This is a genomic window from Spartinivicinus poritis (assembly GCF_028858535.1).
In the GTDB taxonomy this organism is placed as follows: domain Bacteria; phylum Pseudomonadota; class Gammaproteobacteria; order Pseudomonadales; family Zooshikellaceae; genus Spartinivicinus; species Spartinivicinus poritis.
Genome location: NZ_JAPMOU010000009.1, coordinates 154775 through 170432 on the forward strand (window position 1 = coordinate 154775; position 15658 = coordinate 170432).

Genomic DNA, 15658 nt, shown 5'->3' on the forward strand with positions numbered 1-15658 from the left:
TTTTTCCATTAATTATGGGAGCCTCTAAAAAAGTAATTCTTAGACGTTTCCATTAGTTTCTTGGTGGAAATAAACCTGTCAAGGCAATGCAAAAGTTTATTACCTGGGATGGCTGTATATTAAAATGGGCCTCACCACCTCCAGTAGCCATTAAGGCATTTCCCATCTCCACTAAATTAGTGGCTGGACCATAGATATTTTTTCCACTGGGCTCCATGGCTAACACTTGGTTACTTGGCTCATTGGTTGCTGCTGGCTGACTATTGGCCTGCATTTGGTGCGTGTGCTTAGGTAAGTTTTCAACGGTTAACCGAACTGTTTCACTACCACCTTGATTACCAATTCGATAACCATTACCCATATGCAGAGGTACCCGTCCTTGTAAATTTGGTAAACCAAATGTAGTACGACCATCACCACCAAATGCTACCCCTAATAATGAAAATAAACTGGGGTTATTCGCAATCGGTAAATTTTGTCCATCACATTTAGCCCAGGTTCTAGGGGCAAAATCAAACCCAAACATATTAATTTGGCTAATAAACGGTTCAGACATATTCGACCCTTCCTTTTTTTGTTTATTTCATGAAATAATCACAGGCAGTTTTTTGCTTACATGATCATGCACTCATTTCCTTGATCGTGGGATACCAAATCATTCGCTCATAAGGAGGAGCAGACTGCTCAAGCTGAAAGCCCAACTTTACATAAAGATTTTTAGCAACCCAATTATTAGCATAAACACTCAGTAATAAGGGTGCACAGGTTTTTCCTGCTGCAATTTGCAGTGCTTGAATAGCATCTTTCCCATAGCCTTTCCCCTGAGCCTTAGGCACAAATGCAATATCTATGATGTGAATAATCTCATTGGAAAAGTCCAGGGTAATTCTGCCAATAGATTGCTGTTGTTTTTCAATAATAAAATAGCAAGCATTGGGAAACATCTTACCGTAGCCAACATTTTGTGCCTGATACTGCTGTTCAATAAGTTCGTTGATAAACTCCTCGTCAGCATTAATATATTGCAGGTCGTTTCTAGTGGAATGATAGAGTGATTGGAGAAAAGGTTTATCTGTCTCAGTGGCGGGCCGAATAGCAAATCCTTGAGGTAGTTTCAAATTATCCGTTGAACTGTTCATTTCAATTCCATGACATGTTAAAAGTAAAAAGTGGCTACTTCTTCCCTCCTTTAATTATATACGCCAGCAAGATTATTTCCCCTAGAATAAAAAACGATAGACAACCGTTTCAAGGGCTCCTTATTTAAAACTGAGACTCTCGAATTAACACTTGCAATATTGTGCTAAATAAAGAGTAAATAATACTATAAGATTGCGTTTCTACTACTACAGTGCCACGGACAACTTGACGAAATACGGGAATACTTTCACTGATCTGTAAACGAACCTTAAACAATGCCTGTTCGCTATTTAGCTTGCCATCATTTCCCTTACGTACCGCAATATCACCACCATAAATAGAAGCCAAATAAGGTTGCTGTAACTGCGCGCTATGGATTAACTCAACTTCAGTGACTTGACATTTAAAACTTGGCCAATCAGGGTCTTCGGGATAAAAATATCCCATGCTACCCACTTTAACCAGAGGTAAATCTTCTTCCTTCACATAAGCTTCAACAAGTCGACTACTGTTGTTAACGAGTAAGGCAAGTTGTTGCTTTGGATTAACCCAGCGATTTTGTGTTAATCCTGTAGAGACCAACATAATTTCTCCAGCAAATGTGCTTTTAATCATTAAATTAGCCAACTCTGCCTCTAAACCGGTGATTTTATTTTTTATTTCAGCTAGTTGTTTTGCAATGATGGGCACGGTATCAATCATTTCCACCGTGGTTGCGCGTCGATCCAGTGCCAGTTGAAACGCTTGATAGCGTGCTTCTGCTAATGCTAATTGATAGCTTAGTGACGGTGAACGAAACTCAAACAGTGTATCACCTGATTCAACCCGATCACCTACCTGAACATTCACCTTTGCTATTTGAGCAGCCGAAGAGGGGTATAAATATTGATATTGTTTAGCCCGAACAACTGCTGGTACATCAATATGAGCCTGCCAGGGCATAGTTAACAAAACCACAATAGTCGTAAAAAACAGCAGCCAAAAGCATTTTCGTCCAATTGAGATGTCAGCTTTATATTTCCACCACACAGCTACCTCCCGAAAAATAGGGATAAGAATCAGATAATAAATTTCAATGATAAATAAGATGATACCCAACGCTTTAAATGCCAGGTTATAAACCAACACTGCAATTCCTAGAAATAAGACTAACCGATAAAGCCAAGTACCAAAAGCATATAATATCAACCAGAACTGTTTTCTTGATGAAAACAATTCTGGTGGCTCAAAACCAATGCCTAATAATTTTTCCCGTAGCCACCAACGCGCTAAAGCAAAAGCACGAGGTTGGAGATTGGGAACATCAAAATAATCTGCCACTAAATAATAACCATCAAACCGCATAAAAGGATTGAGGTTAACCACCAAGCTAAACACCCACGAAGTAGTAGCAATAATAAAGGTAACTGTCTTAAAAATCCCAGGGGGTAAAAAGCTCCAGCAAAAGGCTGCAATCCCCGCAATGGCCAGCTCCGTCATCACTCCTGCAATTGCGATGGTAGCCCGAGACTGTTTGTTAATCAGTTTCCATGCTTCAGTCGCATCCGTATAGAGCACCGGCCAAAATACCATAAAAGCCACCCCCATCGTTGGTACCCTGACACCATAATGTTTACAGGCAAAAGCATGACCAAATTCATGGGCAATTTTCACTATACATAAGCTGACAATAAATATAACTGCACCTTGGAAAGTAAATAAATAACTAAAGGTATGTAAAAAGGTATCTAGCTGTCGTGTAATTAAAAATAAACCACAACCACTGACAAGCAACAAACACCAAAGCCACACTTTACTGAATAGAAACCGAAGATAAGGGTAAGTTTTAGTTAAAAACCGATCCGGGCGTAAAAGCGGGATACGTAAAAACAAATAATGTTGGGCTAACCAACTATGCCAGGATTTTTTAATACGTTGATAACGCTCATCGAATAGCTGGAAAGCCCCTTGATGGGTTATTTTCAATAACTCATTTTGTTGTAAAAAAGTAAACAGTTTTTCTACATCCGCAATGCACACTTTGCCTGGCAGAATTTGATTAGTGCTAGCAATAATATCGACTACAACACTTTTATACCAATTGGCTAACAGCTGAAATTCACGCCAACCTAACCGGAAAAAGCGGTTACTGGCAGGGTCGTGTAATGTCCAGGTTGGCGCCCCCTGTTGATCACGAGGGCCTTGAACGAGTTGAATTTCCTGTCTTAATGGCGGCAGTATGGAGTTCAATTGTAAGCTTACGCTGGGTTCCATTCCTTATCCTTTACAACTGTCGGCCTATTAATCCATTATAAGCCTAGCCATCGCCGAGCCTCAGCTAGTGGGCGGCGGAAAATATAATAAAACAATGAAACACTTTCTGAGTAAACTTTTGCAACACCTTTTAAACCCAGTCGTGGTGACTGCTGATCAGCAACAAACGTTGCTTTTAATCGATAGGCTAAAATATCCTGTGGTGATAAAGTGGCCTCATAACTGGTTTGTTGGATAATTCCTTTTATTGATCGAACTGGATCAATATTTAAAAATAGTCGTAACTCTGCGCCTTGATCCAAAGCGATAGCATCATCCACTGGCAGCCATATTTCCAACCAAGTGTCGTGAATATCCGCCAATGTCATGACTTTTTCACCAACAACGACAGGTTTTCCCAACCAGTCATTAATGTCATCAAAAATCACTACCCCTGCTCGCTCAGCAACTACCTGAGTGCGATTTAACAACTCAGCATAATAGTCAACTTCAGCCTGCTTCTCGGCCAATACCGCTTTTAAAATGGCTAGCTCACTTTTACTACGTGCGTCAGCAAATGCCTGCTGTGTGGCCCTTAAATAGTTTGCATCAGCCACTTCCAGTGCTTTGTTAGCTACCGCATGTTTATTACGAATATTAGTATCATCCAAGGTAAATAATACATCTCCCTTTTTGACCTCTTGATTAGGCGTAATATTGATCCCATGAATTACACCATCCATTGGGGCACTGATTACAATAGGATTTCTCGCCACCACCTGAGCATTCGCCAATACACTCATTCGTACCGGAATAAAGCCCAATAAAATGAACAATAACAGGAACCACTTGATACGCCCGCTTACATGGGCATAAAGCACTTGTCGCCAGTTTTTTTGAGGAGCCAGCGCTTCCCAGCTGTAGGTATAAGCGTCTAACAAATAATCTAAAATCGTGATGTCACTTTTTAACCAAGGCTTTTTTCTTAACAACCACAAACCACCCTGTATCACCCCACTTGCTGAAATCAATGGACACCACAAGACTTGACCAGGACACCAGCTGAACCATTCCTTACGCAAAACTAACGGTATACTATCTGGCTTTATTTCACTGATATTTCTAGCATCTTCTGTTTTGACTAGGTGTTTAACCACTGATTTTAGCCAAGCGACTAGAGGCGCATCACTATCCACCTGAGATATCGAAGAAATAGCTTCAACCTTCACAGACTGTAAATCGTGCTGTGAACTGTCAGAGACAGGAAAAACGACAAAGATAGCTTGATCATACGGCACTAGCCGGTGGGTTTCATTACAGATCATAAACTTTAGCTGATCACGATTATGCAACTGACGGATATCCCGCTCCATTTGCAATAATCCCGCTAAACTTTTTAACCGAGGATCAAGATTTTGCTCTGCTGCATCATGAACCAGAGCTTCTTCCATTACAGATTCCTTTCTTATTTAAAAATTAGCTGTACCACTCATGCCGGCTAATAGTTCTTTTTGCTTACCCGTCAGTGATGCTTTGACAGCGACTGTTTGACTGGCTGAATCTACTTTAGCACCAATCGTTTGGACCAGTGCGCTATAATGCTTACCCGTCTCATCAATCTTCAACGAAAAGCCATGGCCAACATTCAACCAGCTTAACCAGTGAGAAGGCACAAATAAATCTAACTGTAGGGGACTGTTGTCGATAATTGTTAATAATGGCGCTCCAAATGCCACATTTTCATAGGGATTTGCTAGCCTTTTTACAACCCAACCATCGTATGGTGCCTCAACCACACACCGCTGAACAACCACTTGATTCAAGTCATTGGTTGCTTTTGCTTTTTCCACTTCTGCAGCCGCTATCGCGACATCCAGTTCACTGGCTGCTGACATTTTAGACAATTTTAACTGTGCCTGATAAGTTTTCTTAGCAATTGTTAGTTCCGCCTCACTCATTTGCAAATTCGCTTGCTGCTCTTTACAGTCAAATGCTAGCAAGATCTCCCCTTTCTTAAATAAATCGCCCTCATCAACATTAAACTGAGTAATACGACCATTCATTTGACTTGAAAGTTGGGCTTCATTTTGTGCTACTAATAATACCCGTATATCGCCCTCTATCTCAGATCGCTTCTGGATTGAAGGCTCCGCTTGCACTTCAATGGTAAGCGTAAAAACAAGACAAATAACAGTATTCCCTAGTTTTTTTAATATCCCTATCATTTTATTTGCATCACCCTGACACTGATTTGTCATATTAACCACTGTAAATACTATTTCCCTTCTTATTTACTTTATACTCGAAATGTCTCTTTTAAAAATGATTACTTAAAAAAATAGCCTTTACTGCCACAAAGTGTTGCTTACAGAGAAAGAGAGGAACAAACTTACTATGAGGAATTAGTTCATGACAGGTATACCAGCCACAATTCATTTAAGTGCTAGCAAAGCAGTTGCAGTTAAAATAAACACAGTGAAGGACCTTAAGATATAAAGGTCATATTTATTTTTTAAACTATCTTATTTTTTATTTTTTTTGCGTTTTTTTACTTTCTTTTTTGCTACTGTTTTTTTCTTCATAGGCAAACAGGCTTCAAACCGCTGTTGCAAGTCTTTGACTTTTTGTTCTTTACGTGCATGGACATGGGGCTCCCTTGCAGACACAAAATCGATTACTTTCTCATCACTCATATGCTTGCCTATCTTGCTCTACTTGCGGCTTTCATATTAACTACACTGATTGCTTTCCACCAGGCTTATCTCACCTTGTTTAAAGCCATCTGCCGCTTGGTCTACACCACTTAACCAATTGCCTAAGTATAACCAGATACATCTTCATTATGAACCTTATTCATTGCTGAGGCATATACGCTACATAGCATAATTTACTTGCTAAAAGAGTATCTTTGCTTTTAACTGGCTAGAGCCTGTTGTTAACACAACTAGGAGACTGGCAGGATAGTTGTCTAAGGGGGACTTTGTGGCGGAAATATTAAGCCTATCTCTAATTGCTGTTTTTATACCCACTTTCTTCTTTATTTCCATAACACCAGGCATGTGTATGATGCTTGCTATGACCATGGGCATGACTATTGGCGTAAAGCGCACGTTTTGGATGATGTGGGGGGAGCTGTTGGGTGTTGGCATTGTAGCTACAGCGTCAGTTATTGGTGTTGCCACCCTGATGCTGCAGTACCCCAGTATTTTTGAAGTATTTAAGTATGTAGGTGGCGCTTACCTCAGCTATTTAGGCCTACAAATGTGGTTATCTAAGGGCAAGATGGCTGTTAACCTTGACCAGCCCCATCAGCAAAATGCCAGTGCTATGAGTTTGGCCAGCCAAGGTTTTGTCACTGCTATTGCCAACCCTAAAGGCTGGGCATTTTTTATCTCATTGCTGCCACCTTTTATTAATCAGGCCTTACCTTTAACCCCTCAACTAGTCATATTGCTCGCAATGGTTTTGTCAATTGAGCTATTATGTCTTGTACTTTATGCTACTGGTGGCAGTACATTAAGCAAGCTATTACAACAAAGTGGTAAAGTACGACTGCTGAATCGAGTCTCTGGCTCGTTGATGCTAGCTGTTGGGTTATGGCTTGCCTTTGGTTAATGCTTTATAACGAAAACAATCAGTGGTATGGTCGTTAACCATACCTACTGCCTGCATAAAGGCATAACAAATCGTTGACCCTACAAACTTAAAGCCTCTTTTTTTCAAGTCTTTACTCATCAAGTCTGACTCCTTGGTACTGGCTGGTACATCTTGGATTGAAGTCCATTTATTTTGAATGGACTTACCATTCACAAAAGACCAGATATACGTATCAAAACTGCCAAATTCAGCTTGTGTCTGTAGAAATATTTTCGCATTTACTACTGCAGCATTTACTTTGAGTTTGTTTCTGACGATACCAGGGTTTTCCAATAGCTTGGCAATTTTTTTATCTGAGTAGTTGGCTATTTTTTTAGCATTGAAGTCATCAAATGCTTTTCGGTAACCCTCTCGCTTAGCCAAAATGGTAGACCAGCTCAAACCAGCCTGGGCGCCTTCTAAAATTAAAAACTCAAATAGTAATCGATCATCATGTACAGGCACCCCCCATTCCTTATCATGGTAATCTGTTTCCAAAGGTGTTGATTTAACCCAGTCACACCGATTCATTGAACCTCCTGATCAGCCTATCAAATCTCTAGGGCATCTCTAATAACGGCCTTATGTTATAGAATAAAATTGCGATGGGAAAGCATTTCTCTAGTGGTTCATACAGCATTTGTAAACATTCACCTTGCGTTAAACTAGCAGAGGAAATGATATAATCCATGATATTCCAGCATCATCATTTACCTCATATGAAAAGCTACCTTTCATTTCTTGTTGTACAAACAGTTCTATTACATACAGTTCAAAGGCTAACTTTGTATATGGGCTACTATGGTCAGTTTTATTTTGAATGGTACTCATTGCATAAGAAACCACAATGACAACATCCATATTTTTTTTATAAACACTGGTTTTTAATGAACTAGGATTGTCTAATTGATAAATCAAGTAAAAAACCACCCATAATAGTCTTCTAAGCACCGTAGACTCTGCACTAAAAATAATATCTTCCTCTATTACTAAGTGGTTTCTTTTCAAAAATGAGGAAACCTCTTGAAAAATATCAACCAAGTCATTTTTATAAAAAAATATTAATTCCTCTTTACCTTCCAACCTAAACATATCGCCGATATTATCAGAAAACACCATAGATGATGTAATTATTTGTTTGGTTTTATTAACTACCACATTTAATTCCTTTAGCAACTCATCAACAGCAGCATTTGTCTCCTTTATATCACCAATAGCGCTATGCATCATACTTATTTCATTTATATTGTTTTCACAGTCACTCAGCACATTAGCTAACTCATTATTTACCCTAAAAACGACACTTCGAGAAAAGTTTTTTTCATATCTTGCCTGCAGCAGCCCGTAGTCTACAATATATTCATCTTGTAATAATTTCGGCCTATCCTCCTGCGCTTGCCTTTCATTTTCTTCTACCGTTTTAACGTCTACCACATAGTTACATAGTTTATTAATACTATTGATCAGTATATTAATTTCTCCCAGATTTTCTTGATCTGTTAGTACTACTTGTTCTTTATTTAGTAAAATTTCTTTATGCCGATCGAGCTGATCAGAAATACTGACAAGGTGATTGGTAACCAACTTCCAAAAAACAAACAATATAACAAATGAAACTGCAAGGGTCTTTAGACAATTCAGCAAGAATATAAATATCAGTTTTTCAATTAACCCTATATAGATATTTTCGAAATCATAAAAAACTCTCAGCACACCCAAGTTAATTTTTGTAGAGTCATCCCTTGTATATAAAAGCTCGAAATCATACTTTTTTAAAAAAAAATCTTCGCTTGCTTCTTCGCCATAAATAACTGATTTTTTATTAGGTATATTAACCTCTACTCGAATAACCTCAGAAACTTTCAAGAGTGATTGAAGTTGAACCTTAACCTGTTCATCATCAAGGTTCCATAAAGACACAACAATACTCGGCACACTGGCAATTTTTATCTGCTGAAGGGATCTTTCTATACGCTGAATGTCTTGATAGTAGTCGTATACTAGTTGAGATATAGTGATAATAAAAGCAATTAGCGTACTAACCCCAATAGTGATAAAAAGCAACTTTCTTGCTATTGGGCTACGGCCATACTTTTTAAAAAACATACTCTTACTTATACCCAATGCACATGGCTTTTAGGACAACTGTCGAATGACGAAACCCCATGAACCTATAGATAAGATAATAGGTGATTGAGGTGAGGAACGATGACAGCAACCCCTAAAAATCATTGGCGAAGGGTATAGTGCAATTCCAGTCAGAACATTTCATGCCAGCCTTTACCCTCTTAGCTCAGATATGTTTCTATTGTAGCATATATGAATTAAGCTCAATTACATTATTTCTAATTTGAATAGCCCTTTCCTCCTTATTACAACCTTATCTGAAGTTTTCAGATATTCACTAAGTAGAGTCTCTATATAATAGCCAGCCCTCCACACAACAACGCTTCTAAACTCATAAGCTGACTTAAGTTCATTACATGTAACGATATAATAATCAAGGTAACTGATTCATAGAGGGTTAATTTGACCACAAGCGCTGACAGCCGCTTCTAAGCGTTATTCACAAAACATATTGATTACAAAAAATGGCTATCCTAAGACAATATACCTATTAAAAAGAACAATAAAATGATTGATCTTTATTGTGAACGACTGGGACCAGGCTTACTTGCTGAGCCCATCAATGCACTGTCTAATATTGCTTTTTTTATCGCCGCTTGGGCAAGCTGGCAAGCCATTAAGCCTTTAAGAGTCATACATTATGAAGGCTATTTACTGATTGGCTTAATCATCATGATTGGGATGGGTAGTACGTTATTTCATACCTTTGCTACTGCCTGGGCAATGCAGGCAGATGTTATTCCCATCCTGTTATTTCAATTGTGTTTTGTTTGGTTTTATAGCCTTAAAGTTATGCGGCTACATTACAGCAAATCTGTTGCTATTGTGATCGTTTTATTTGTCGCTAGTCATTTCAGCAGACAATACCCTAACCTTCTTAATGGATCACTGATGTATGCCCCCACATTATTTGTTATTGCAGTACTAGCTGCCTTTCATTTTCACCAGAAAAAAAACAACCCTCAAATTCTCATCTGGGCAACCGCAGTCTTTATGACATCTCTCTTTTTCCGCACGATAGATAATGCTATTTGCCCCTATTTAGTCATTGGCAGTCATTTTCTTTGGCACCTTTGTAATGGGTGGCTGATTTATCTAACCATGAAAGCCTTGGTTACAAACTGGCCTACCCAGTAACGCTCTGTATAAGTCATAACTTCCTCCTTATACCACTAACCTCCTTAGCCTCCTTGATGCAGTTCAACCACCAGACTAGATATAACTGTTTGAAATATATCTAATTTTTCATACTTATTACTAATTGGACAGTTATTACAACTAAAACTTTTGACATAAAATGACATTACATGTAATATACGCGTCAATCAAAGACATTTTATGTCAAGAGCGATCCAAGGTAGGATAAAGTTATAGAGAGGTAACCCATGATGTATTTATTTGACAACGCTTATGTAAAGGTCGGTCTGTTCTGTTTCGTGCTTTATCTCGTTGTACAAGGCATTGATAACGTCCCTTTTCTGGGTCTTTAAGCGAAATTATCTGCACGGAGATTTAACACATGATGATTAACAACCTCATTATTGATGATGTATTGGAAGCCACTTGTCCGAAGTGTAATTCAACAGTTAAACGGTTTTATTTCGATATTTTGGGCTGCCCTTCCTGCGGCCACCAAAAAACAAACAAAGAGAACAAAAAAAATTAACTGTTACTTATTAAGGCAAAAATAATGAGCTTCAATAACAACCCTTCACCATTGAAGGGTTATTTTTTAGTTGATCCCACCTAAATACTTCGCCAAGAACAAATCTGTGTACATTGAGTATATTATTAACACACTATAGGTCAGATAAATGAAAGCGCTGATTAAAACACAATAAAAAATCAATAGTTGCCGAAATTATTAGTTTGTACCTACACTTAATTTTATTGCACCTACAAAGTATTCAGGCTAACTATTTCATGCGATATGCCTATAGCTTACTAGTATTTCTTCTAAGTATTTTAGTTACCTACAGCCAAGCTAAACCAAAGTATACCATTGCAGTCATTCCCAAAAGTACTAATCATATCTACTGGGATTATGTTCATGTAGGGGCCAAACAAGCAGCCAAAGAATTAAATATTAACATCTCTTGGGCTGGCCCAAGAGATGAAAGCCAATCCCAAGTTGGCTATGTTCAACGGATGCTAGAGAGTAACATAAGCGCACTTGTCATCGCCCCTAACCACCAGTCAAACTTAGTTCCCATCACTGAACAGCTAGTCGCTTCAGGGGTTAAAGTTGTTCTTATTGACTCTGGAATGGATGGCAGTGGTTATAGCAGCTTCATCGCAACGGACAATTACCAGGCGGGCTCTCAAGCAGGAGAATATTTAGCCAAGTTATTAAACCAGCAAGGCCACATAATGCTCCTCCGTTATAAACAAGGAAATAGTTCTACCATGCTGAGAGAACAAGGTTTTCTTGATACGATGAAAAAATACCCTGGGCTAACATTAGTTTATGATGATTATGTAGGCACCTCAGTTGGCTCAACCTACCATACCCTCCTGCGAGTATTTAAAAATATACCTAAAGTCGACGGTATCTTTGCCCCCAATGAATCATCCACAACCGGTTTAATTCGGGCACTCAAGAAAAAAGGCCTTAGCAGTAAGGTTAAAACGGTTGGCTTTGATATTAGCCAAGAGTTAGCAAAAGCAATAAAAAGAGGAAAGCTAAATGGTACCATGCTTCAACAACCAATAGAAATTGGCTATTTAGGTGTTAAACAAGCTTATGAAATTTTGGAAAATAAGGCAAAAACAAATAAAGAAAAAATATTTACCGAAGCTATTTTGATCACCCGCAAAAATATCAACAGTAAAGACATCAAGCCGCTATTATATATCAGTAGTAAAAAAGGTAAGTCTAACCACGCCAATACAGAAGACCTATTAGCCAAATTTTTTGTGTTGTTACGATTACTTTATCAGCGAGGCCAATAGGTAAGCTATAAGGAACTATAACCTTATTTGAGATAGCCCTGTTGCCTTTAAATATTCAATTGTAGCCTGATCAAAAGGATTATCACGAAGATCAACTTCCTGAAGTTGATCACTATTAGGTAACTCAATTGTTCTAAGACGGTTATTTCGTAATAAAATTTTCTGCAGCTGAGTATTTTTCAATACATAAATCGATGTTAACCGATTATTATCCACGGATAGTGTCTGCAAGCTTGGCACAAGAGACAAATCTACATTTGTTAGAAAGTTATTCTTGATATCCAGGTGAGTTAACACCGGATTTTCATACAACTGTATTTCACTAACCCTGTTGTGACTTAAATCAACAATTTTTAAAACAGGCTTATTAGAAACATCTACCTTCCTAAGGAAATTTCCCATCAGAAAAATTTTTTCCAGCTTACGATTATTAGATAAATCCAACGAAGTCAATTGGTTACTAGCTGCATATATCACCGCCAACTCTTTATTGTTATTTAAGTTTATATCTATTAATTTATTAGCACTAACCATAAGCTCATGTAGTTCTGTATTGTTTACCAGATTCAAATCGGATAAATTGTTAGACAATAAGTATATACTTTCAAGCTTTGTATTATGAGAAAGATCAAGGGAATTCAACCCATTATACCCAGCACTTAACTCTTTTAACTCAATATTTTTTGAAACATTCAATTCAGCCATTTTATTATTTTCAACATTAAGCTTTAGCAAAGCTCTATTTTCTTCCAAGTTTATTACCTTTAACTGATTGCCACTCACATTTAATACTTTCAGATTATCATTATGGCTTACATCAAGTGTTATCAGTTTATTCAAAGAAACAAACAACTCTTCTAGATCAAGGTTCTTAGATACATTAAGGTCATTCAAATGATTAGAAGAAGCCCATAGTTTCTTTATATTAGCATTTTTGCTTAACTCTAAATTAGTTAAGCTATTATTAAACACATAAAGTTCTGTTAAACTCACATTACTCGACAGATTTATTTCTGAAAGTTTATTAGAGTTTACCGCTAATGACTTAAGTCTTGTATTTTTGGAAAGATCAATATTTAATAAACCATTATCGCCCACATAAAGTTTTTCCAGCCGTATATTTTTATTGAGTTTCAATTCAGTAATTTGATTGGCGGCGATTGTTAGCTCCTTCAGCTCTTTGTTATTAGACAAATCTATTGTTTTTAATTTATTTTTACTGGCTAACAGAGATTGCAACTTATTATTTTTGGTTAAATCCAAGTTAACGAGCTGATTATCACTTACCTCTAAATAGGTTAACTTGACATTCTTGGATAGGTCTAGTGATTTCAGCTTATTACGACCAAGATATAACTTTTTTAATCTGGTATTTGCCGTGACATCAATGCTCGATATGCTATTGCCATATACCGTTAACAGCACTAACTGTGGATTATGAAAAACGTCAATTTTTGTCAGGCGATTAGACTCAATATACAGGTATTCCAATAGTTGATTATCTGAAATATCAAGTGACTCTATTTGATTACCATGCAACTCCAACACTTTTAAATTGGGAAAAAACGTAATTTCATCAACGGCAGTGATATTCTTATATGAACAGAGCAGCTTTGTAACCTGCACCGCTTTTTCTACCCCAGTGTTTAACACACAAGCTTTAAAGTTAGCGTCCTTAAAATCAATATCACTGATGGCTTTTGGTTTGATCTCAACAAAATAATAGAGGATAACAAGCCCAAGTAATAGAAGAACAGTTGTGCGAATCACTCTGCTAGAGGTGGAGACACCAGCAGTCTTTTTGGTAGACAAACTCATTTTTAATGATACTGCTCTATATAACAATTTATTCACTACTTATTGGTATAATAGCAGTTCCTCAATAAAACAAGCCCAGTTCTTACTCATACTAGAAACTTCTATCTAGCTGTCTATATAACTCAGCCAATTGTAATAACTGATCCCCTTCGTATACTGCTTGCTCGGTTAACGGCTCCCAAGTAAAATAAGGGTCGATAGCTTGAGTAAAATCAGCTACTCGAGCCAGCTGTAAATTATTCCCATTACCCGACACATCTGACCAGTTATAGTTAAAATTCCAGTGTGCCAGCAGTTCTGAGCCATGCACTTGTGCGACTGCAGCCGGTGTCAATTGCTGACTAAGAATTTTTACATCCCCCAAACTACCTTGGAAAAACTGTTTTTTATCAAACCCACCATTTAATTGATCCTGCTCCTGGCCAATGATAAAACGACCAGCTGAGTCTAGTTTACCATGATGCTCCGTGGTTACAGAATCGCGTAGCTGACCATCAACATAAATATCCAATTTACCCGTGTTATTACTCCAACTAGTCGTCACATCATGATATTGGCCATCAAGTAGCTCAGTGGCTTTAACAGACGTGGTATATTGCTTGCCCTTTATCCATACATTCAAACCACCAGGGTAAACCCCTAATAAAAACTCATTAGCAGTACGACTGCCAGCATAAGACATTAGGGGTACATAATCACTACCACTTAGCTGGTGGCGATCAGACTTAAACGTCATTTGTACGGTAAACTCATCTAACCCAGCTAGCGGTGAGTTTTCTAGAGTCAAATATTGGTCATTACCCCCTTGGTTTAAGGCATACGCACCATGGGCCATGGCAGAATATTGATTTGGCATTTCCCCATCTACCTGGCTACCATCATAGCTTTTTAATACCACATTTGGCTTATTTTGTAGGTAATTAGGTAAAATGATTGTTAAGCTTTTACCTGCTTCACTTTTAGGGGCTTTTCCTTCTATTATAAAACTATTTTGCTCATAGCGATATTTCGCATCCTTCAGGGCAAATGGCACCCATAAGGTTGTTTGCTCACTGCTGTTAGCATCAACTACCTTCACTCCCTGGGCATTCGAAGCAAAGCGAACCTGATTACGACCCGTTCCTGTGTCAATTTGGTCATCCCCCCAAGAACTGATAATAATGTCGTCGTCTTCTCCGCCAATCAGTACATCATTAGCCAAGCTATCTCTTAATGTGTCATTCCCTTCTCCGCCTATCAAAATGTCGCCATCTGTTAACGTATAGCTATCTGCTTGAGAAACAACCGTATGTTTTGCCTGTAGCCGATCATCACCAGCCTCCCCCAATAGCGTATAACTGCCTTGTTCTCGCTCAGTCGTGTATAAATCATCAGCACTGTTTGTACCAGAGATCACCGCACTATTTGATAAAACAGCATTTCCTCGCTCATCCAATTCAATGGCAGACTGACCACCTTTTTCATCAACGATGGAAATATGTTGATAGGCTTCACCTTTAAAAAACTGTTTAATTCTTACTGTTTCCTGATGGCCATTATCTTTCAAACCTTTAACCAGTAAATCATCATTATTACGAATTAACAGAATATTATCGCGACGCACACCTGCTAATACCAAATAATCTTGTTCATAGCTTGCTTGACTATTGTCATCTGGCGCCTGAGCTGGCGTAGCAATATTATTAATCACCTTTTCAGCAGGGTTAGCGGTTGTATCGCCATTTCTGCCAATAATATACGTATCTTGCCCTTG

General features: G+C 38.1%; 13 protein-coding genes. 3 read left to right on the forward strand and 10 right to left on the reverse strand.

What is annotated here, in order from left to right:
- Nucleotides 1–52: 52 nt before the first annotated feature.
- From ORQ98_RS09675 to ORQ98_RS09700, 6 genes are all read right to left on the reverse strand, one after another.
- The gene (locus ORQ98_RS09675) at nt 53–556 is read right to left on the reverse strand and encodes a phage tail protein (RefSeq protein ID WP_274688601.1); all 504 of its coding nucleotides are present in this window, start codon (nt 554–556) and stop codon (nt 53–55) included.
- 64 nt (nt 557–620) lie between these two features.
- On the reverse strand, nt 621–1139 hold the full coding sequence (locus tag ORQ98_RS09680; protein ID WP_274688602.1) for a GNAT family N-acetyltransferase: 519 nt from the start codon (nt 1137–1139) through the stop codon (nt 621–623).
- A gap of 124 nt (nt 1140–1263) precedes the next feature.
- The gene (locus tag ORQ98_RS09685; RefSeq protein WP_274688603.1) at nt 1264–3393 is read right to left on the reverse strand and encodes a site-2 protease family protein; all 2130 of its coding nucleotides are present in this window, start codon (nt 3391–3393) and stop codon (nt 1264–1266) included.
- 35 nt (nt 3394–3428) lie between these two features.
- Nucleotides 3429–4823 (reverse strand): efflux RND transporter periplasmic adaptor subunit, encoded by a 1395-nt coding sequence (locus ORQ98_RS09690; RefSeq protein WP_274688604.1) that lies wholly within the window; start codon nt 4821–4823, stop codon nt 3429–3431.
- An 18-nt stretch (nt 4824–4841) separates the two neighbouring features.
- Nucleotides 4842–5630, reverse strand: coding sequence for an efflux RND transporter periplasmic adaptor subunit (locus ORQ98_RS09695; protein ID WP_274688605.1), 789 nt, complete (start codon nt 5628–5630; stop codon nt 4842–4844).
- 264 nt (nt 5631–5894) lie between these two features.
- A complete protein-coding gene (locus tag ORQ98_RS09700; protein WP_274688606.1) occupies nt 5895–6065 on the reverse strand; it encodes a tRNA (uracil-5-)-methyltransferase in 171 nt (56 codons plus the stop codon).
- 298 nt (nt 6066–6363) lie between these two features.
- Between ORQ98_RS09700 and ORQ98_RS09705 the strand changes: the two genes are divergently transcribed.
- On the forward strand, nt 6364–6987 hold the full coding sequence (locus ORQ98_RS09705) for a LysE family translocator (RefSeq protein WP_274688613.1): 624 nt from the start codon (nt 6364–6366) through the stop codon (nt 6985–6987).
- Here the strand turns inward: ORQ98_RS09705 and ORQ98_RS09710 are convergent.
- Together ORQ98_RS09710 and ORQ98_RS09715 are read right to left on the reverse strand one after the other, a co-directional pair.
- Nucleotides 6967–7539 (reverse strand): DNA-3-methyladenine glycosylase I, encoded by a 573-nt coding sequence (locus tag ORQ98_RS09710; protein ID WP_274688607.1) that lies wholly within the window; start codon nt 7537–7539, stop codon nt 6967–6969. The genes ORQ98_RS09705 and ORQ98_RS09710 overlap by 21 nt on opposite strands.
- A gap of 129 nt (nt 7540–7668) precedes the next feature.
- Nucleotides 7669–9114, reverse strand: a complete 1446-nt coding sequence (locus ORQ98_RS09715; RefSeq protein ID WP_274688608.1) for a hypothetical protein — start codon at nt 9112–9114, stop codon at nt 7669–7671.
- A gap of 528 nt (nt 9115–9642) precedes the next feature.
- Between ORQ98_RS09715 and ORQ98_RS09720 the strand changes: the two genes are divergently transcribed.
- Together ORQ98_RS09720 and ORQ98_RS09725 are read left to right on the forward strand one after the other, a co-directional pair.
- The gene (locus ORQ98_RS09720) at nt 9643–10272 is read left to right on the forward strand and encodes a ceramidase domain-containing protein (protein WP_274688609.1); all 630 of its coding nucleotides are present in this window, start codon (nt 9643–9645) and stop codon (nt 10270–10272) included.
- Nucleotides 10273–11058: 786 nt separating this feature from the next.
- Entirely contained in the window at nt 11059–12087 is a 1029-nt protein-coding gene (locus tag ORQ98_RS09725) for an ABC transporter substrate-binding protein (RefSeq protein ID WP_274688610.1), read from the forward strand.
- A gap of 15 nt (nt 12088–12102) precedes the next feature.
- Here the strand turns inward: ORQ98_RS09725 and ORQ98_RS09730 are convergent, their stop codons facing one another.
- Together ORQ98_RS09730 and ORQ98_RS09735 are read right to left on the reverse strand one after the other, a co-directional pair.
- On the reverse strand, nt 12103–13941 hold the full coding sequence (locus ORQ98_RS09730; RefSeq protein ID WP_274688611.1) for a hypothetical protein: 1839 nt from the start codon (nt 13939–13941) through the stop codon (nt 12103–12105).
- A 55-nt stretch (nt 13942–13996) separates the two neighbouring features.
- The coding region (locus ORQ98_RS09735) for a LamG-like jellyroll fold domain-containing protein (RefSeq protein WP_274688612.1) at nt 13997–15658 on the reverse strand (1662 nt) is incomplete at its 5' end.